This window comes from Nostoc edaphicum CCNP1411, assembly GCF_014023275.1.
Classification (GTDB): domain Bacteria; phylum Cyanobacteriota; class Cyanobacteriia; order Cyanobacteriales; family Nostocaceae; genus Nostoc; species Nostoc edaphicum_A.
Map to the genome: position 1 here is coordinate 6,923,720 of NZ_CP054698.1, position 20,069 is coordinate 6,943,788.

Below are 20,069 nucleotides of genomic sequence, written 5' to 3' on the forward strand. Positions count from 1 at the left end.
ATTCAGCATTAACTTTAGCTATAGTCTGAGGTTTGACCGTGCGATCGCTTTCCCAAATTAGTCTCCCACAAACCGAGAATCACAAACAGTCTCGTGCTTCTAGCCCGCCAGCCTTGCCAAAACGTGCATCTGGCGGTTTTGCTCTACTTGACAGCCTTCATCGCCACGGCGTTGATTATATTTTTGGTTATCCTGGTGGAGCAATTCTACCAATTTACGACGACCTGTATAAGGTGGAAGCAACTGGTGCTATGAAGCACATTCTCGTAAGACACGAACAAGGCGCAGCCCACGCCGCTGACGGTTATGCCCGTGCCACAGGGAAAGTAGGAGTATGCTTTGGTACTTCTGGGCCAGGAGCAACTAACTTGGTAACAGGCATCGCCACCGCCTATATGGACTCAATCCCAATGATTGTAGTCACGGGACAGGTAGCACGTCCGTCCATTGGTACAGATGCGTTTCAAGAAACCGATATTTACGGGATTACTCTACCAATTGTCAAGCACTCTTATGTAGTGCGTGACCCCAAAGATATGGCGCGAATTGTCGCCGAAGCTTTCCACATTGCTAGTACTGGGCGTCCGGGGCCTGTTTTGATTGATGTCCCCAAAGATGTCGCTTTAGAAGAATTTGACTATGTACCTGTAAAACCAGGTTCAGTAAAGTTACGCGGTTATCGTCCCACGGTGAAGGGAAATCCTCGGCAAATTCATGCCGCGATTCAGTTGATTACTGAAAGTCGCCGTCCGCTATTGTATGTCGGTGGTGGTGCGATCGCAGCCGGCGCCCATGAAGAAATTAAACAACTAGCTGAATTATTCGATATCCCTGTCACCACAACCTTAATGGGGATCGGTGCATTTGACGAACATCATCCCCTAGCTTTGGGAATGTTGGGGATGCACGGTACTGCTTACGCTAACTTCGCCGTTAGTGATTGCGACTTGCTGATTTGCGTCGGCGCCAGATTTGACGATCGCGTTACAGGCAAGTTAGACGAATTCGCCTCCCGCGCCAAAGTCATTCACATCGACATCGATCCCGCAGAAGTTGGCAAAAACCGCATTCCCGAAGTGCCCATAGTGGGCGATGTGCGGAACGTGTTAGTAGACTTGTTGCGTCGATGTAAAGAAACAGGCGTCAAGGCGACACCGAATCAAAACCAAGAGTGGTTGAATCTAGTTAACCGCTGGCGTGAAGAGTATCCTCTAATCGTGCCACAGCATCCCGACAGCATTTCACCCCAAGAAGTGATTGTAGAAGTTAGTCGCCAAGCACCCCAGGCTTACTACACTACAGATGTCGGACAGCATCAAATGTGGGCAGCACAATTCCTAAAGAACGGCCCAAGGCGCTGGATTTCTAGCGCTGGTTTGGGAACGATGGGTTTTGGCTTACCTGCGGCAATGGGTGCGAAAGTAGCGTTTCCTGATGAAGAAGTCATCTGTATTAGCGGTGATGCTAGTTTCCAAATGTGTTTACAGGAACTAGGAACACTTGCACAGTATGGGATAAACGTCAAGACAATAATTATCAATAACGGCTGGCAAGGGATGGTGCGCCAGTGGCAGCAAGCCTTCTATGGTGAGCGTTACTCATGCTCCAACATGGAAGTAGGGATGCCAGACGTAGAGTTATTGGCAAAAGCTTATGGGATTAAAGGCATGGTAATTAGCGATCGCAGTCAATTAAAAGATGCGATCGCCGAAATGCTAGCACACAAAGGCCCAGTGATTGTGAATGCCCACGTCACCAGAGACGAAAACTGCTATCCAATGGTAGCCCCTGGCAAGAGCAACGCTCAAATGGTTGGCTTGCAAAAGCAAGCGCCGAAAGCCGCAGCAGAGCCAGTGTATTGTAGTCATTGCAATGCTAAAAATGCGCCTACTCACAACTTCTGCGCTGAGTGTGGGACAAAGCTGTAACGCTTTTTGATAATTCAGACTAGAGAGGTAGGGGAGCAAGGAGAAGGGGAGAAAGATGCTAAAATTCCCCCTACTTCCTGCCCCTTTCTTCTTGCGTAGGTGTCGCTTAATCTTCCTGATTAGGTTGAGGTAAAGAAATATTTCCTAAGTAATGCACTAAATCGCTTTGACTGGAGAAATCTAACAGCGCCTCAGCTAAGTCTTCTAGTTGAGTAATAGGCAATGTGCGAATCTGCTGTTCTATCTCTGGTTCAATCGCAGCAAACCGACGTGTTAAAAGACGCATAATCAGTTGTAGTGCCTCCTGTTTCTTTCCTCGTTCTTCTCCTTGTTGCAATCCCTTTTGCAGAATGTCTTGGTAAATCACAGATTCTTGCATAATTTCCTCTCTGAAAAGCTGTGTAATCAAACTTTTATCAAACCGCAAACCAGCTAAAACCTGTACACAAGCTGATATATTTTGTCGCTCGTCTATTTCTTCAATCATATCGACAGCAGTAGCGACTTGAGTTAACAAGTCGGCGGGTCTGACTTTTCACGTTATGTGGAAAAGCTAACGTGAAACCTAACCCCCTAACCCCCTTCCCTACTAGGGAAGGGGGAAAAGTTAAAGCCTCTCTCCTTGTAGGGGAGAGGTTTGGAGAGGGGTTTTCCAGATCCCGGTGAGTCGGTTCTGGCTAATGTCGCCAGTGGTAAAAGTGCAGGGTTAGCTAGACTCCAGTCTCCAACACTTGCATAGCCAATTTACTTGCAAGTAGTGAATTGTGCTGGTAACGGCTTTTGGAGAGCCAATCAAATGGAATAAGTGGATTATTGCAGCAAAAGAGTTGTGCCGTTACCGTTAGTTGACGCATTCGCAATTGCAGCTTGAGTAGGTTGGGTGGGAAGAACCGCTATAACTGGAGCAACTTTTGAATTAGTTTTTTTATTTCTTTTTCCATTAGAGCCGCCAGCTTTGGAATACTGTATACTGTTTCTGCCGTAGACAGTTGCAACTCCACTTAGCATTCGTTCAGACATTTCGGAGAGGGCTTTATCCATCTGGGTTATTGTTTTACGCGATTCTTCAAGATTGGATACAAGCGTATTATGAGCTTCTAACGTTGCACGGGTAGTGTTGATGAGGTAGTTGTAGGCTTCAATGGTTAATCCATGTCCTAAATCCAGATTTTCATCAACGGATTTAAGCAAGGCGAGACGGAGTTGGGCTTTGTCAACAGCAGCAGAACCACGAGTTCTTAAAGACATGAGATATCCTTTTTTTTTAAGAATTCCTTTTTCAACATAGTGGAGTATCCTTTTGCCTGAGATGGGTAGTTTTGTGGAATTATTTTATTGAAAGTTCAACAAAGTAATTACGAGTTTATCTGTATTTTTACTCATTTTTTATATCTATTTGTTGTTTGAGAATAAGTGCAATCAACAAATGCGATCGCCAAATCAACAAATGCGAACTCCGAATCAGCAAATGCGAACTCCGAATCAGCAAATGCGAACTCCGAATCAACAAATGCGAACTCCGAATCAACAAATGCGAACTCCGAATCAACAAATGCGATCGCCAAATCAGCAAATGCGATCGCCAAATCAACAAATGCGAACTCCGAATCAACAAATGCGATCGCTAAATCAACAAATGCGATCGCTAAATCAACAAATGCGATCGCCAAATCAACAAATGCGAACTCCGAATCAACAAATGCGAACTCCGAATCAGCAAATGCGAACCCCAAAATAACATTAGAAAGAGGAAACTAGAACATCTAATTCCCGTGAAGACTGAGTGGACTTTTAACCCTTTGGCATAAGAACTATCGAGATATCCTGTTCCCGATAGAGCTTTGTGTTCAAAACATTGAATAGATGGGAACTCTAGCGAATAAGCTTAATTACAGTATCTCACCCAAAACTACCAATGATGCCCCATTCTGCTCATCCCACTTTGGGCCAATCTTCTTACCCTCGCTTAACTAGAAGCCTAAGTGCTATTGAAAGTTGGGGCTTTGGTTTGACTGCTCATATTTCTTGGACAGCATTGGTTCCAGCAATTCATTTTGCTCTCGGTTCCCAAGCTATTTTTGTCTGGATACCTGCGGTGATTTTTGGAATGCTGCTCAACTATCAAGTAAAACGCTTGGGTATGCATTTTATAAATGTGGCAGGAGGAACACCTAACTATGCTAGTAAGCTACTGCAACACTACCCAGGACTTGCTAGCTATGCAGCAATTGGATACCTTCTCAATTGGGTTTCTTACTTAGCAGTTAATACAATCGTACTTAAAGACTTAATTAAGGTGAATTTAGAAGCGCTGGGTATTGCCTGTCCAGACATACTTCTGGAGATTAGCTTTACACTGTTGCCGTTCATCGTCGCCTTTAGTGGTACTCGCGCCCTGAGTATTTTACATCTGTTTTTTGTAATTCCAGCCTTTGGACTGTTAATGATTTTCTGCGTCCAAGGTCTGTGTTGGTTAGCCTTTTCTCCCGCTAGTCCTGGGTTTTTCCCTAGCAATTGGCCACCTTTGAGCTTCGTGGATTGGGCAAAGTGGTTCTTTTTCGTCACCTATGCAACTTACAGCTGTGAAACAGCTTCTTCTTTTGTTGCCGATAGCCGCCACCCTACCCAGACGCTACGCTTTCTAGATGTTGCCGCTTGGATGATGCCACCCATCTTTTTAGGAGGGTCTTGGGTGGTGATGCGGTTAGCAACAAATCCCAACCTTCAAGACAATGCTTTCCTAAATCTTGTAGCGGCTTCCCAGCCTTTTTGGGGAAGATTTGCTGGTGTAAGTGTTTCTTTTTTGCTAGTAGCTGCAAGTCTTTTAGGTTCGGCAACGGTGGTTTCTAATTGCCCGCGAATTTTGTATCAATTGGCTTTAGAGAAACACATCTCACCAGTATTTTCCGTTGTATCACGTCGGGGTGTGTTTGCCCCAGCATTGACATTAACACTGATATTGTGCTTAATCTATCTGATTTGGGGAGATGTCGCGCGAATCGTTGCTGTTGGTAACGTCGGTTGGTTTGTCTCCTTTATGTTACTGCATCTAGGGCTTTGGCTCCGGCGCGATCGCTCGGAAGTTTTGTTCCCTCGCATATCTTTGGGTATTCTGCTAATAGAAGTTGTAGTGCTGTTGGTGGGTGGACTAGCCTGGGGTTGGCTCAACTTGCTCATTGGGTTATTATTTCCCATTGGTGTCATGGCAATAGATGCAGTGATTCGCCGGGTAAACTTCCCTCCGTTCCATCCCAGTTGGTGGATGCAGCGATATCGCACGCGTCCTGTGATAATTATCAAAGATTCAGTAATTCTTCAGGTGAGCATCCTGATTTTTTTATTGTGTAGTGCAGTGGCAATTGGCTGGTTATTTGGTGTCAAACTTAATCAAGTCGCAACTGCGGGGGGTGAAAATATATTTGTAGTGCTGCTAATGAGTGTGGCATTTGTGGGAGTTGCGATCGCTTGTTGGACAAGTTTACCGCAAGTGGTTGCGATCGCAGAAGCCAGAGAAGCTGCCGAACACCTGTTTACTGTCGCCCAGGATGGTATTTTAGTCGTAGATGATCAAGGCATTATCCAGCAAGCTAACCCAGCTACCGAATCTTTCTTTGGTGTCAGCCCATCTGAGTTGCAGGGAAATTACCTCAACAAATGGCTACCTGCATTAGTCTACTATCCAGACCAGTGGATAAAGCGTAGCGAACAAACCCTACTCAGCAATGGGAAAAACAGAACCTTGGAAGTTTCCATTTCAGATAGACCCCATCAAGATTTTCAAGAGTATGTTGTCATTCTCCACGACATTACCCAGCGTAAGCAAGCAGAGCAGATATTGCGATATTCAGAAGCACAATTGCGCCAAGAGGCAAAACAGCTAGCATCTCAATTAGTGCAGAGTGAAAAAATGTCCAGTTTGGGGCAGTTGGTAGCAGGTGTAGCGCACGAAATCAACAACCCAGTCAACTTTATTTATGGCAATATTGCCCATGCCAATCAATATATCCAAGATTTACTAAGACTACTGCAACTATATCAGTACAACTATCCTAATCCCGGAACGGAAATTAAAAAAGAAACAGAAGCCATCGACTTAGATTTTCTGATTGCAGACTTACCAAACTTGCTCACTTCTATGACAGTTGGTGCCGAACGAATCACAGAAATCGTCTTATCTCTGCGAAACTTTTCGCGGTTAGATGAAGCAGAAATGAAAGCTGTGAATATCCATGAGGGCATAGATAATACGTTGATGATTCTGGAACATCGCCTCAAACCTAAATCTAACTATCTAGCAATTGAGGTGATCAAAGAGTACGGTGACTTGCCATTAGTAGAATGTTATGCTGGACAACTGAATCAAGTATTTATGAATCTTTTAGCAAATGCGATCGATGCTTTAGAAGAGGCAGTGGAAAATGGTGAGTGGGGAATAGAGAAAGCAGCACTCTCTACTCCCCAAATTTATATTCATACTCAACTCACTAGCGACAATCAAGTAGTTATTCGCATTGGTGACAATGGTATAGGCATTCCAGAAAACGTACAAAAACATTTATTTGAGCCATTTTTTACTACTAAACCAATTGGTAAAGGTACTGGGTTAGGTTTATCTATTAGTTACCAAATTATCACTCAAAAACATCGGGGAAAATTACAATGTATTTCTGCTCCTGGTGAAGGAACAGAATTTTTAATTGTAATTCCGTTAAACCAGTAAGCTATCAGAGTGTCTCAAACCCCTGAATTACATTGATTATAAGTTTTGATCCCTAAGATAGGATTTAACAAGTAAATAGGCTCTCAGAGGATGTTTGAAAAGTCCTCTTGTTGGTATCAAAAGTTTTAGATCCCTCAAAGTCTCCCTTTTTAAGGGAGACTTTGATTCCGGCTCCCCCCTTGCAAAGGCTACGGTGTACACACAAGTCAAATTACCCGGGAGGGTTAGGGTGGGGTAAAACTGACGCGAAAAAACATGTGAGTAAACTATTTTAGACTTCTGTATACACCGTAGCCTTTTTAATGGGAATCTAAAAGTGTCTAAAAGTGTCTAAAGTCACAGCGAAATACTTTTCAAACAGCCTCTAATAGGGATTTTGATGAATTGCAATTCCTGTTTTTATCTTTCTTTTTCCAATCTTCATCTGTTTCAATCCCTAATAGGGATTTTGATGAATTGCAATAGATTCGCCAGTACCCTGATCCTGTTAGCGGTCTGTTTCAATCCCTAATAGGGATTTTGATGAATTGCAATCCAAACCGTCGGACTTGGCATTACCGACACTGTTCGAGGTTTCAATCCCTAATAGGGATTTTGATGAATTGCAATTGGAATTTAGAAAGATTCCAGCTTCATCAAGGCAGTTTCAATCCCTAATAGGGATTTTGATGAATTGCAATCTGACATTTTGAAGAACGCTTTAAATATCAATGTTTCAATCCCTAATAGGGATTTTGATGAATTGCAATAATATTAGCAAGCTGCTTTTGCTGTAATAGTTTGTTTCAATCCCTAATAGGGATTTTGATGAATTGCAATTTGCGCGACCGCAGGAAGGATACTAAAAGCGGAGAAAACAACGTTTCAATCCCTAATAGGGATTTTGATGAATTGCAATTCTACCAGATGAAAAGGGAGATATGGAAGAATTTGTTTCAATCCCTAATAGGGATTTTGATGAATTGCAATCGTGTTCACGTCGCTTGATGACTAATCCTACCTAAGTTTCAATCCCTAATAGGGATTTTGATGAATTGCAATTTTTTGTTTTCTGTCAACATCTCACCATCTGTTTCAATCCCTAATAGGGATTTTGATGAATTGCAATAGCGGCAGCCCGAAAGCCAAGCTGTATTTAGTTTTCAAGGTGCGGTTGCGCGAATCTAGAGCAATAATAGCATTAGAGAATTCCTTTGGGAAGAGTATCGAGAAAGATTGAAGGCTAAAACCCAAGTTTTGTAAGCATTTCAGAGATTGCGCGGATGGCAATTGGGCAACAAGTGGGGTGAAATGCTTGCTGGTATTGAGATAGAAGCACTTTCTTGAGGCTGTAGAATTTCTACACCTACCCTTTCGCGCATTTGACATCTAGGAACCTAAGCAGAAAGAGGATTAAAATCGCTGACCTGTAGTCACTTCAAATCTAAGTTCTCCTTGGTCGCTAATTCCAAAGTCGCCTCGAATCAGCCCAAAGGATGACTTGACACGCAATCCTAAGCCGTAACCAAAGCCACTTCCAGGTTTATCTCGCAACACTCCTGGTTCTCCTAGCACGGTTTCGCTAGACCCGAAATCGGAAGCGAAGTCAGTAAAGAGAACTCCGCCGATTGACTGAAAAATTGGGAAACGATATTCTACTGAAACTAAACCATAACTCCGACCACTGGCAATTTTTCCATAACCGTAACCCCTGACAGAATCCGGCCCACCAATATTAAAAGCATCAGCTGGTGGAAAGTTTCCAATAGTCGTGCCAATTTGTAAATTAATCGCCAACATTTCTGGATGGTCGGTTTGTCTACCATTACCAATCCAATTGACTGGTAAATACTGAATATAATCTCCCTGTAGGCGATTGCTGGAAATATTACCCAGTCCAATGGGAATCGCTTGTTCTGTGCTGAGGGTGAGAATTGATCCTTGAGTGGGATTGTCTCGGCGATCGCGTTGATCTCTGGATACAGCAAAGGATAATGTAAATAGGTCATCAATGCCAGTACCGCTCACAGATAAAGGACTCCCTAATCTATCGACCTGTACAACGTTATATTCTTGATCGCGTAGGCTAATTCTGGTGTAATTAAAGCTTATTGCTGTATCCCACTCATCAAAAGATTGTAAAACTCCCACAGAACCGCCAAATCTTCCCTCGCGAACTTTGTCACCGTTAGATAATCTGATATCGTCGTTGAAGGTTCCCGATGTATTTCGATTCCGAAAACCTCTGATGCTGTAGCCTAAGCGGTTTGGTTCTTCAGGACGATAAAGACTAGTGAACTGACCATTAAACTGGACATCTTTACCGCTGATTTGCACAGTTGCATCTAATTTATCGTTAAGACCGCTAACATTTGCATCTTTATAACCCACCCGACCGTATAGCCCAACATCGTCGTTATTACCGCCTCCTAAAATTAGAGAAGGGAAATTACGCTCTTTGATTTCATAAATGATATTAACGCTGGAAGAATCTTCTTCTCGATAAACATTGACTTCACTAAATGACTCTAATCTCCTCAATCGTTGCAAGTCTGCTGCTAGTAAATCTTCACGGAATACTTGACCAGGTTTGAGTTTGAGCAGACTAATGATGAAATCCTTTTGGGTACGTCCTTTAATCGGCTGACCTTTGTCATCGAGCAACTGATCTTTATTATTAATAAAACGAATCTGGATGTCTTTGACAATTCTCTGGGAAAACTCAACAGACTGGGCATCTACTGGAGTTGATCCTATATAATCACCATATTTGGCATACCCTTGCTCTATCTTTAACGTAGGTTCTGGTAACAGAATACTACCAGCGCCATCTTCAGTAGAAGATTGCAAGTCTGCAAGGGCCTGTGGATTTTCCCCACCCACTAACATTACTGCGATCGCAACTACAGTTATTTGAATACGCATAAATAAAGTTTTATCGAACAGAATTCAGGAGTCAGGAGTCAGAATTCAGAATGAATTCTGTACGACTGGCGGATAGCGCAGCGTTAGCGAGTTCGCGTACCCCTCCGGGGAAGCAAGCTACGCTTTTAGCGTCTCGTAGAGAGCGTCTTGATTCTGAATTCTGAATTCTGAATTCTGAATTCTGCATTCTTCTTCAACATTACACCCTTTCTTCAGTAACTAATGTCAGACTAACCCATTCGCCTTTCTCGTTGTAGCTGCGAATCATCCGCTGGCGTAGGTTTGGCTGAATTAACCAACCCACTTCCAGAAAGAAAGGTTGACGTAACTGCACCTTGAGAGGTGAAGTTGCAGAAGCGCCATTTGGTAACAGTAATACTTGCACCTGCTTTTCTGGGTCTTGATCAAAAAGAACAATGGGGCCTTTGATGGTAGCAGTTGAGGTAATTATACGTTCTGCAAAAGAAGTACTTTGAATTAATCGCCCAGTATCATCTAGTTGTAATTTTAAGGTTGTAGAGTAAGTATCAGGCGATCGCCAATCTGGATATATTGTCACTGCTTGACCTTGCCATTCTCCCAACAAGTCATTTATCTGTAAGGGTGGACGTTCTGCTGCTGGCGTTCCAGCTAGATGTTCTCGAATTAAGATTAATTCCTTTAGCTGACCAGTATTATCAAACAGTTGCACCAGACGCAAGCGGCGATTTTCATGAACTAAAGCAACTTCTGCGCCAAATTCGGAAAATGGGCCTAATTGAATTAAACCTTCAGAAAATGAACCATTTTCAAAAAATAGCAGACTCCGCCCTAGAGAACTATATTCTTTAACTAAATCATCTCGTCCCGAACGGCACAGAGTTAAGCGCACGGTTTGGTTATTGTTCAACCCTTCTAGGGAAAGGCGGCTAGGAGTATCATTCACAAGTGTCCCTTGGGGAGAAAAATTAGTAAATGAACCTTCCCAAACACCGAGATTCTGCAAAAAACATTCCCATTGTGATTTTGTCATTTGTCATTAGTCCTTTGTCATTAGTCCTTTGTCATTTGTTATTTGATTAGTTCTGTTAAGTTGATATGTATAGCGGTTCTCGATAAGCGTGAAGTACAATTTTGACCTCTCTCCAAACCTCTCTCCTAAAAGGAGAGAGGCTTTGAATTTTTCCCCCTTCCCGCTTCGGGAAGGGGGTTAGGGGGTTAGGTCTATTTGAATACCTGTACCTCACCGGATTGAAAATGACTATAGGTTTAATTTCATATTTGTTCAAGATAAAGCTTCAGTTATTGTTTTAAAACTTTGAAAATTCCGAGTTCAAAGGACAAATGACCAATGACCAATGACAAATGACCAATGACCAATGACTATCCTTTAGCAAAACGTCGGACAGCAAATAAGCTCCCCATTAATCCTACAGCTGCACCGAAACTTAAAAGAATCAGGGGCAATAATAAAATTTCTGCTGGAGTGAGTTGCACTCTGTTGGTGATGACTTGGATAAACTCAGGTTGATTGACTAGCAACTTACCGAGAAATTGCTGAATTATAGAAATGAAGCTCCAAGCGATCGCACCACCAACTAAACCAAAAGCAATTCCTTGTAAAATAAACGGGAGGTAAATCCAAGCAGAAGTTGCTCCCACTAGTTGCATAATTTCAATTTCTTGGCGTCGCGCTGTGACAATCAGCCTAATTGTGGTGGTAGTCACTGCGATCGCTGTTAAAGTCAGAATAATTGTAATTGTTAAGGTAATCCAGTTCAGACCTTGGTGCAATTGGGCTATGCGTTTGACTGCTTCATCGACATACTGCACTGTCTCAACTCCTGGTAACTTAGCCAACTGCGTTGCTAAATTTGGCACAACTTCAGAATTACGCGCTTTCACCTTCATCTCATCAACCAAAGGATTCTCACCTAGCTGTTGGGTAGTACCCTCAATATCAGAAATTCTCATTTCCTTAACTAACTTAGTCCAAGCTTCCTCTTTGGTAATGGTTTGTATCGCCGCCACCTCTGACATTTTTGCGATCAGTGGCTCAATGCTTTCCATTTGCGTATCCGGTTCGAGATAAACTGATACTTCTAGCTGGCTACCAAACTGATAGAGGAGTTTTTCGACTTGCCAAGAGGTTTGCAAACTCAAGCCGAATAAAAAGAGTAACACCGTCACAGTACTTACAGCGGCCCAATTCATCCAACCTCCCCGCATTAAACCGAGGAGAGTTTCTTTGAGTAAGTAGTCAAGTTTCGTGAGAGATTTAAGCACAGATTACCCCGGTCAGTAATTCGTAATTCGTAATTCGTAATTCATAGTTCCCAATTCCCCATTCCCAATTCCCCATTCCCCATTCCCAATTCCCAATTCCCCATTCCCCAGCTTGATAGAATTAAAATAGTAGGAATTTTCACCATCTAGCCATCTGAGACTCATGCCCTCTGAAATTGCTGTAGAGAAAAAAAAGTTAAAAAATCCACCTTTGGAGCTTCATTATTTAGGCGATCGCGTGCTGCGTCAAGCTGCAAAGCGGATTTCTAAAGTTGATGATGAACTTCGCCAAATAGTGCGCGAAATGCTGCAAACTATGTACAGCAAGGATGGCATTGGTTTGGCTGCGCCCCAAGTGGGAATTCACAAACAACTAATTGTCATCGACTTGGAACCAGAGAATGCAGCTAATCAGCCTTTGGTGTTGATTAACCCCACCATTAAACAAGTCAGCCGCGACATCTCTGTTGCCCAAGAAGGATGCTTGAGTATCCCTAACGTATATCTAGACGTGAAGCGCCCCGAACTCGTGGAAATTGCCTATAAAGACGAATACGGCCGTCCCCGGACATTAAAGGCGAATGACCTTTTGGGACGCTGCATTCAGCACGAGATGGATCACCTTAACGGCGTGGTATTTGTAGATCGTGTAGAAAACTCCTTGACTTTAGCCCAGGAGCTATCTAAGAATGGCTTCTCGTATCAAGCGGTGAAACCAATAGTATAGGGGGGCTAGCAGTGTATTTAACTCCAAAAAGCGGTTTATTTCTGGGTGGTTCTTGTGTAAGTGCGATCGCGGCTGTCGGTTCGATTTTTGAACTCAGTTACGGACAACCAGATTTTGGTGTCACAGCTACGGCAATTATCCTGGTATTGAGTATTCCACTCACAGGATTATTTTTTATTGCCGCAGTGAAGGACGCAAGGGCTAACATGAAATAAGCATCAGGTACATAAAAAAGGTAAAAGGATGGGGAAAAAGGCAAAATTCATTCTTTTACCTTTTATTTTTGCTATCCATCTTCCACTACGCTGAGATAAAGTTTTTCCTTGGGGCTACTTGATTGCTTTTCCTGGCAAATGGGCATCGTTTGCGATCGCTTCTAAAATAGAAGAATGCTGTCAACTCCCACTCAACTACTGCGACTGTCTCAAGGACAACTCAACCTACTAGAAGCTTGTCCGCGTAAATTTCAACACACTTACCTAGAAAAACTCAATTCGCCCTCAAATCCAGAACAAGAAGAACGGCTAACTTTGGGTAGTCGCTTTCACTTGCTAATGCAACAGCGAGAAATGGGTTTGCCAATTGATAGTTTTCTGCAAGCGGATGCTCAACTGCAAAGCTGGATGCTAGGTTTTGCCGATGCAGCCCCAGAAATCTTAACGCCTGCATCTGATAATCAAACTTTCCGTGAAAGTGAACACTACCGAACTCTGCAAGTTCAGGACTATTTGCTGTCGGTTATCTATGATTTATTGATTGCAGATAACCAACAAGCACAAATTCTCGACTGGAAAACTTATCCTAAACCACCCAACAAACGTCAGTTAGAATCCAACTGGCAAACACGGCTTTATCTGTATGTATTGGCTGAAACTAGCGACTATTTGCCAGAAAAGATTTCCATGACTTACTGGTTTGTCCAATCTGAGGGCAAGCCGCAAAATATTAAATTTAATTACAATACTGCTCAACACACACAAACAGCAAAGAGACTTAATCAACTGTTAAGCCAGTTAACTAATTTGTTGGAAGATTACCAAAATAACCAGCAGTTTCCGCAAGTGGTGGAGGGTAGCAAAACCTGTGATTATTGTCAGTTTGCCAAACGGTGCGATGCCTACGACGGTAAACTACGCACACAAGGCATTGAAGAAGCAGTAAAAGACTCATTACCAAATTTTGACAGTATTCCAGAAGTCTCACTCAACCCCATACATTAGAGGATGTTTGTAAAATCCAATAGAGGTATAAAGAAATTAAAAATTAATATAAATTTATGTCAAGCGTTGACGAAACTGAAGCAATTTATGTACGCGAATTAGGAATTGATGACATTGCTCCCGTTTACCACTTGGGAGAAGGTTTATTTACCAGCGATTTATATCCTTATTTATACCGCACTTGGGACGAATGGGAGGTGATTGGACTTTACAACACCGATCCCGAATACTGTCTTGTGGCTGAAACTGATGGAGAATTAGCAGGATTCATTTTAGGAACCATCATCACCAAAGCATCCTGGACTTACGGATATATTTTATGGCTAGGAGTTAGTCCGAAGTATCAGCGTCGGGGAGTTGCAGACAAGCTAGTTGATAAAGTCGTCGCCCGGATGATTGAAGATGGGGCGCGGTTTATGTTGGTAGATACTGACCCCACTAATACTTCAGCATTAAAGTTTTTTAGTCGCAAAGGTTTTGGTAATATCCGCCAGCATATTTTCTTGTCGATGAATTTAAGCAAGCACGAATATTATGGCAGATTGATTGATTATGAACATCAAAAAGCTGAAAGAGCCGGTTACAGGCGATCGCGTCCAGCAATTCGTGCCCGTAAACCTGATAGTGTTGCAAATGAAGTCATCCTCAATCCTCTAGTGAATGAATCTCAAGCAACTGAAGATCAATCTCCAATCTAAAAGGATGTGTAAAAGGGACTGGGGATTGGGTTTTAAAAGTCCTCTAGTCGGTAGCAAAACGTTTTAGATCCCCCTAAATCCCCCGATAAATTGGGGGACTTTTAGAGACTTTCCCCCCTTGGTAAGCTACGGTGTACACACAAGTCGAAAAAAGCTTGATTTTCCATTCTTCTCTCGTGTACCTCGTTTTTATCTCGTTCCCATGTTCTACATGGGAATGCTCCTCGTGGAGGCTCTGCCTCCAATCTGGCATTGAGTCAGAGACTCAATGAATGCATTCCCAGTCGGAGACTGGGAACGAGGAAAGTCTTATCAAGCTAGGTTTTTAGGACTTGTGTGTACACGGTAGGCCTTAAAAAGGGGGGTTGGGGGGATCAACAAGTGCCTAAAATTACAGCCAACCACTTTTCAAACATCCTTTAACAAAAGTTAGGAGTTAGGATGCTCTAGGAGCAACTTTTAATTGGGATTGTTAATTTTGAATTGTGAATTCGGAGCACAGTGACGTGACTTATGTGTATAGAATTTGGGCGGGAAATCTGCGGCAATCTTGACATTGCAGAATCGCGGGAGTGGTTAGTTACTAACGGTATTGGTGGTTATGCCTCTGGGACTATAGCTGGTTTATTGACCCGCCGCTATCACGGACTACTGGTAGCAGCATTGAAACCACCTCTGGGTCGTACCTTAATGGTGGCAAAACTAGATGAAACTGTCCTGTACGATACTCGCTCTTATTCTCTAGATACCAATCGTTGGGCTGATGGTATTGTCAGTCCCCAGGGTTATCAAAATATTGAACGTTTTTCTCTGGAAGGTACAATTCCTGTATGGCGTTTTGCTGTTGCCGATGCCTTATTAGAAAAACGGGTGTGGATGCAACAAGGCGCTAACACAACCTATATCCAATATACTCTCCGTCGTGCTACCCAACCGCTGAAGTTAACCCTCAAAGCAATGGTCAACTACCGCGATTATCACAGCGATACTCAAAGCAATGATTGGCAGATGTCTGTAGAGGAGGTAGAACAGGGGATTTGTGTAACTGCGTATCCGGGTGCTGTACCACTATATCTGCTGAGTGATTCACCTAAAGGCGATGCCTACGGTGGCAAGCTACGCAACGCTTCACGCCCTAGTGTATCTGTTGTCCACAATTGGTATCATGGTTTTGACTTAGCAGTTGAACGCTATCGGGGATTGAGAGATAGAGAAGATCACCTCCACGCCGCCACCTTTGAAGTTACACTGAATCCTGGGGAAGCGATGGCATTTGTAGCCAGCACAGAAAAAGAACCAAATCTCAATGGTGAAGCTGCACTTAAGTTACGTCGCGCTCAAGAGCAGAAGTTAACAGGATTTTGGAAAACTAATCGACCTCTCAAGACTAAGGAATCACCTAGCTGGATCAATCATCTAGTACTAGCTGCTGACCAGTTTATTGTCGATCGCCCAGTACCAGAAGACCCCTACGGCAAAACCATCATCGCTGGTTATCACTGGTTTAGCGACTGGGGACGCGACACAATGATTAGTCTACCTGGTTTGACAATTTCTACTGGTCGCCCAGAGGTAGCACGCTCAATTCTTCGTACTTTTGCCAGATATGTAGACCAAGGAATGTTGCCTAATCGCTTTCCCGATGCGGGTGAGCAACCAGAATATAATACAGTCGATGCTACTCTCTGGTACTTTGAAGCAGTCCGTGCTTACTACAGCGCTACGGACGATGATACTTTGCTTGGTGAACTCTTTCCCATACTTGCAGACATCATTGATTGGCACTGTCGCGGTACACGTTACAACATTCACCTCGATGCAGCCGATGGTTTACTTTATGCAGGCGTTGCTGGTGTACAACTGACTTGGATGGATGCCAAAGTTGATGATTGGGTAGTTACGCCCCGAATCGGTAAACCGATTGAAGTTAACGCCCTCTGGTATAATGCTTTACGTACAATGGCAAAATTTGCCCGTCAGCTTGGTAAACCACACCAAGAGTATGAAGCAATGGCAGACCGGGCAAAGTATAGATTTTCTCGCTTCTGGAATGACGAGACAGGTTATTGCTATGACGTTCTAGACAGTCCTGATGGTGATGATGCGTTATTGCGTCCTAACCAAATCTTTGCTGTGTCATTACCAGAAAGTCCGCTCACACTTGCCCAGCAAAAGGGTGTGGTGGAAGCTTGCGGGCGATCGCTGCTGACTTCTCACGGGTTGCGATCGCGTAGCGTGTCTGAAAGACTCTCGCTAGCCCCAAACCATCCTCAATATCAGGGCAAATACGGTGGCAATCAGTATCAACGTGATGGAGCTTACCACCAAGGGACAGTTTGGGGTTGGTTGTTGGGGCCGTTTGTCTTAGCACACCTGCGCGTCTACAAAAACCCTGAGCAGGCTCGTCAATTTTTGGAACCAATGGCTAATCATCTCACTGCACACGGTGTTGGTAGTCTCAGCGAAATTTTTGATGGTGATGCTCCGATGACTCCACGGGGATGTATTGCCCAAGCCTGGACAGTAGCAGAGGTTTTGCGTGCTTGGTTGGCTACGGAGAGTTGATGCAGGGAATTTAAAGATTGATTTACTAAAGTGCAGATATGCACAGGGTGATATTATGACAAATTTAACCCAAGAAGAAATCAGATTAGCAGAAGCCTTGAGTCACAAAGCTCATTGGCGGAGATGGGGGCCATATTTAAGCGATCGCCAATGGGGAACGGTACGCGAAGACTATAGTCCGAATGGTACAGCCTGGGACTATTTCACCCACGATCAGGCTCGTTCTCGCGCCTATCGTTGGGGTGAAGATGGGATTGCTGGCATTTCTGATAATCATCAACGACTTTGTTTTGCGATCGCACTTTGGAATGGCGAAGATTCTATTCTTAAAGAAAGAATTTTTGGTCTAACTGGTAGCGAAGGAAATCATGGAGAGGATGTTAAAGAATATTACTTTTATCTAGACAATACTCCTACCCATTCCTACATGAAAGCGCTTTACAAATATCCCCATAAAGCCTTTCCCTACTCCCAACTAGTTGCAGAAAATCAACGCAGAAATCGTCATGAGCCAGAATTTGAATTACTAGATACAGGTATATTTGATGAAAATCGTTACTTTGATGTCTTTATTGAATATGCCAAAAATTCTGCTGAAGATATTCTCATCCAAATAAAAGTAATCAACCGGGGCCCAGAAGCAAAAACCCTACACCTGTTACCTACTCTCTGGTTTCGTAATACTTGGTGCTGGAATGGTGATACCAGCAAACCTATTTTAAAAGAAGTCAAATCAGGTAATGGCTTTCATGTGGTTGAGGTATTTCACTCAACTTTAGGTAAAAGGTGGCTGTATTGTCAGGAAGTAAACGAAATTCTATTTACAGAAAACGAAACAAATTATCAGCGTTTGTTTGGTTCTCCTAATTCCTCTATCTATGTCAAAGATGGCATCAATGACTATATAATCCAGGGTAAAAAAGAGGCAGTAAATCCAAATAAAGTTGGCACTAAGGCATCTGCTGATTATTTGTTGACAGTTGGTGCAGGTGAAACAAAAATCGTTAAATTACGATTGAGTGATGTACCAAATTTAGTTGAGCCATTTGGCAAAAAATTCGATACAATCTTTTGGGAACGGCAACAGGAAGCAGATAAATTTTATCAGCGCGTTACACCATTTCCCCTCAGTGAAGATATGCGAAATGTGCAACGACAAGCATTTGCTGGAATGCTGTGGAGTAAACAATATTATCACTATGTTATAGAGGATTGGCTCAAAGGCGATCGCAATACACCACCGCCACCACCAGAACGCCAACAAGGCAGAAACCGAGAATGGTTTCATCTCTACAATAAAGATATTCTTTCTATGCCCGATAAGTGGGAATATCCTTGGTTTGCAGCTTGGGATTTGGCATTTCATACCATTCCTTTGGCAATGATTGACCCTGATTTTGCTAAGTATCAGTTGGATGTTTTAACACGAGAATGGTATATGCATCCTAACGGGCAAATTCCTGCCTATGAATGGGCTTTTGGTGATGTTAATCCACCTGTTCACGCTTGGGCAACTTGGCGTATTTATAAGATTGAAAAAAAGATTTATGGACGAGCAGATAGACAGTTTTTAGAACGGGTATTTCAAAAGCTGATGCTCAATTTTACCTGGTGGGTAAATCGCAAAGATACTGCGGGTAACAACGTCTTTCAAGGGGGATTTCTCGGTTTAGATAATATTGGTGTATTTGACCGTAGCGCAGCTTTACCTACAGGTGGACATATTGACCAATCTGATGGTACGAGTTGGATGGGGATGTATTGTTTAAATATGTTAGCGATCGCTCTCGAATTAGCCAAGACTAATCCTGTTTACGAAGACATTGCTACTAAGTTTTTTGAGCATTTTCTTTATATTGCCGATGCTATGAATAAAATCGGCGAAATGGAAGCCAGTTTGTGGCATGATTATGATGAATTTTACTACGATGTGCTGCATTTACCTGAACGGCAGATTACCCTAAAAGTCAGGTCAATGGTAGGATTAATTCCTCTATTTGCCATTGAAACTATTGAACCAGAAATTTTAAAACTGCTTCCTGGTTTTAAAAAGCGATTAGAATGGTTTATCCAAAACCGTCCTGACTTGCGGCAAAATGTGGCTTGTATGGAAACAAAAGGATTGGGTGCGAGGAGATTGCTGGCGATCGTTTCTAGAGATAAGCTCAGAAGTATTCTGCAAAAAATGCTGGATGAAAGCGAGTTTTTTGGCCCTTACGGCATCCGGGCACTTTCTCGATTTCACGCTGAAAATCCTTATATTTTTGATGTCAACGGTTCACAATTTCGAGTCGATTATGAACCGGCTGAATCTAGCAGTGGTTTATTTGGTGGGAATTCTAACTGGCGCGGCCCCGTTTGGTTTCCGGTGAATTTCATCCTAATTGAATCTCTGCAAAAGTTTCATTATTATCTAGGAGACGATTTCAAAGTGGAATGTCCGACCGGTTCTGGTCAAATGATGACACTTTGGGAAGTTGCATCAGAATTATCTCAACGGTTAACCAGAATTTTCTTGCAAAATTCCTCTGGTAAACGTCCTGTTTATGGTGGAATGCAAAAGTTTCAAAATGATCCACACTGGCAAAATCTGATTTTATTCTATGAGTATTTTCATGGTGATAACGGAGCCGGAATTGGCGCTAGTCATCAAACTGGTTGGACAGGTTTAGTTGCCAAATTAATCCAGCAAATTGGTGAATATGAAGCACCGCATCAAGAACCAGAAATAGAGGAGGATAAAGACGCGATCGCTCTAACATAAGTACCTCTAAACCTACTCTTCCCTCATCTTCATTAAAAAGACTTGTTATTTGCCTTTATTCTTTCTGGTTAAATAGAAAGATACCAATACAGTTCAGATAAGACCAAAACACTTGTAGAGACGGTGATTTATCGCGTCTCGAAAACCCACAATTTTGTACAATTAGCCCTTAACCCAAGCGTATTGCTTTTAGTACCTGCGTTAAATCAAGCTAGAAAAATGAAACAAATAGGATTAAAAATTTTAAGTTAATTCTCAGCGGAAATTAATTTAATTAC

14 protein-coding genes and 1 CRISPR repeat array are annotated in these 20,069 nt (G+C 42.8%); of the genes, 9 read left to right on the plus strand and 5 right to left on the minus strand.

Translation table 11 applies throughout. The annotated features are described in order from the left end of the window. Window positions 1-38: 38 nt before the first annotated feature. On the plus strand, window positions 39-1,928 hold the full coding sequence (gene ilvB, locus HUN01_RS31980) for a biosynthetic-type acetolactate synthase large subunit (protein ID WP_181929534.1): 1,890 nt from the start codon (window positions 39-41) through the stop codon (window positions 1,926-1,928). 106 nt (window positions 1,929-2,034) lie between these two features. Here the strand turns inward: ilvB and HUN01_RS31985 are convergent, their stop codons facing one another. Both HUN01_RS31985 and HUN01_RS31990 read right to left on the minus strand, forming a co-directional pair. Continuing rightward, window positions 2,035-2,445, minus strand: coding sequence for a DUF4351 domain-containing protein (locus tag HUN01_RS31985; protein ID WP_238845817.1), 411 nt, complete (start codon window positions 2,443-2,445; stop codon window positions 2,035-2,037). A 293-nt stretch (window positions 2,446-2,738) separates the two neighbouring features. Further along, window positions 2,739-3,176, minus strand: a complete 438-nt coding sequence (locus HUN01_RS31990) for a hypothetical protein (protein ID WP_181929535.1) — start codon at window positions 3,174-3,176, stop codon at window positions 2,739-2,741. 178 nt (window positions 3,177-3,354) lie between these two features. Between HUN01_RS31990 and HUN01_RS31995 the strand changes: the two genes are divergently transcribed. Both HUN01_RS31995 and HUN01_RS32000 read left to right on the plus strand, forming a co-directional pair. After that, a complete protein-coding gene (locus HUN01_RS31995; protein WP_181929536.1) occupies window positions 3,355-3,666 on the plus strand; it encodes a hypothetical protein in 312 nt (103 codons plus the stop codon). Between the two features lie 177 nt (window positions 3,667-3,843). Further along, window positions 3,844-6,648: an ATP-binding protein gene (locus HUN01_RS32000; protein WP_181929537.1), complete on the plus strand. Its 2,805-nt coding sequence runs from the start codon at window positions 3,844-3,846 to the stop codon at window positions 6,646-6,648. Window positions 6,649-7,002: 354 nt separating this feature from the next. After that, window positions 7,003-7,756: direct repeats of the CRISPR family, unit length 37 nt; unit sequence GTTTCAATCCCTAATAGGGATTTTGATGAATTGCAAT. 284 nt (window positions 7,757-8,040) lie between these two features. On the opposite strand, the gene HUN01_RS32005 is transcribed toward HUN01_RS32000, so the two are convergent. The 3 genes from HUN01_RS32005 to HUN01_RS32015 form a co-directional block, all read right to left on the minus strand. Next, window positions 8,041-9,552, minus strand: a complete 1,512-nt coding sequence (locus HUN01_RS32005; protein WP_181929538.1) for a BamA/TamA family outer membrane protein — start codon at window positions 9,550-9,552, stop codon at window positions 8,041-8,043. 199 nt (window positions 9,553-9,751) lie between these two features. Next, complete coding sequence (locus HUN01_RS32010; RefSeq protein WP_181929539.1) at window positions 9,752-10,564, minus strand: DUF3598 family protein; 813 nt, start codon at window positions 10,562-10,564, stop codon at window positions 9,752-9,754. 350 nt (window positions 10,565-10,914) lie between these two features. Further along, window positions 10,915-11,817, minus strand: coding sequence for a cell division protein FtsX (locus HUN01_RS32015; protein WP_181929540.1), 903 nt, complete (start codon window positions 11,815-11,817; stop codon window positions 10,915-10,917). A gap of 163 nt (window positions 11,818-11,980) precedes the next feature. Here HUN01_RS32015 and def point away from each other — a divergent pair, with 163 nt between their 5' ends. From def to HUN01_RS32045, 6 genes are all read left to right on the plus strand, one after another. Next, window positions 11,981-12,544 carry a peptide deformylase gene (def, locus tag HUN01_RS32020; protein WP_069074108.1) on the plus strand — a complete coding sequence of 188 codons (564 nt, stop codon included), beginning with the start codon at window positions 11,981-11,983 and terminating at the stop codon, window positions 12,542-12,544. A gap of 11 nt (window positions 12,545-12,555) precedes the next feature. Next, on the plus strand, window positions 12,556-12,759 hold the full coding sequence (locus HUN01_RS32025) for a hypothetical protein (protein WP_069074107.1): 204 nt from the start codon (window positions 12,556-12,558) through the stop codon (window positions 12,757-12,759). A gap of 174 nt (window positions 12,760-12,933) precedes the next feature. Continuing rightward, window positions 12,934-13,764 carry a PD-(D/E)XK nuclease family protein gene (locus HUN01_RS32030; protein ID WP_181929541.1) on the plus strand — a complete coding sequence of 277 codons (831 nt, stop codon included), beginning with the start codon at window positions 12,934-12,936 and terminating at the stop codon, window positions 13,762-13,764. Between the two features lie 56 nt (window positions 13,765-13,820). Further along, window positions 13,821-14,462, plus strand: a complete 642-nt coding sequence (locus HUN01_RS32035; RefSeq protein WP_181929542.1) for a GNAT family N-acetyltransferase — start codon at window positions 13,821-13,823, stop codon at window positions 14,460-14,462. 513 nt (window positions 14,463-14,975) lie between these two features. After that, entirely contained in the window at window positions 14,976-17,027 is a 2,052-nt protein-coding gene (locus HUN01_RS32040) for an amylo-alpha-1,6-glucosidase (protein ID WP_181929543.1), read from the plus strand. A 55-nt stretch (window positions 17,028-17,082) separates the two neighbouring features. Next, window positions 17,083-19,791: an MGH1-like glycoside hydrolase domain-containing protein gene (locus HUN01_RS32045; RefSeq protein ID WP_181929544.1), complete on the plus strand. Its 2,709-nt coding sequence runs from the start codon at window positions 17,083-17,085 to the stop codon at window positions 19,789-19,791. Window positions 19,792-20,069 lie beyond the last annotated feature (278 nt).

What these genes read in the sequence shown, in the direction of transcription:
- HUN01_RS32010 (WP_181929539.1), bottom strand. Translation starts at nt 10,564, where the DNA reads ATGACAAAATCACAATGGGAATGTTTTTTGCAGAATCTCGGTGTTTGG.
- HUN01_RS32000 (WP_181929537.1), top strand. Translation starts at nt 3,844, where the DNA reads ATGATGCCCCATTCTGCTCATCCCACTTTGGGCCAATCTTCTTACCCT.
- HUN01_RS32005 (WP_181929538.1), bottom strand. Translation starts at nt 9,552, where the DNA reads ATGCGTATTCAAATAACTGTAGTTGCGATCGCAGTAATGTTAGTGGGT.
- HUN01_RS32030 (WP_181929541.1), top strand. Translation starts at nt 12,934, where the DNA reads ATGCTGTCAACTCCCACTCAACTACTGCGACTGTCTCAAGGACAACTC.
- HUN01_RS32035 (WP_181929542.1), top strand. Translation starts at nt 13,821, where the DNA reads ATGTCAAGCGTTGACGAAACTGAAGCAATTTATGTACGCGAATTAGGA.
- HUN01_RS31995 (WP_181929536.1), top strand. Translation starts at nt 3,355, where the DNA reads ATGCGATCGCCAAATCAACAAATGCGAACTCCGAATCAGCAAATGCGA.
- HUN01_RS32040 (WP_181929543.1), top strand. Translation starts at nt 14,976, where the DNA reads ATGTGTATAGAATTTGGGCGGGAAATCTGCGGCAATCTTGACATTGCA.
- HUN01_RS32045 (WP_181929544.1), top strand. Translation starts at nt 17,083, where the DNA reads ATGACAAATTTAACCCAAGAAGAAATCAGATTAGCAGAAGCCTTGAGT.
- def (WP_069074108.1), top strand. Translation starts at nt 11,981, where the DNA reads ATGCCCTCTGAAATTGCTGTAGAGAAAAAAAAGTTAAAAAATCCACCT.
- HUN01_RS31990 (WP_181929535.1), bottom strand. Translation starts at nt 3,176, where the DNA reads ATGTCTTTAAGAACTCGTGGTTCTGCTGCTGTTGACAAAGCCCAACTC.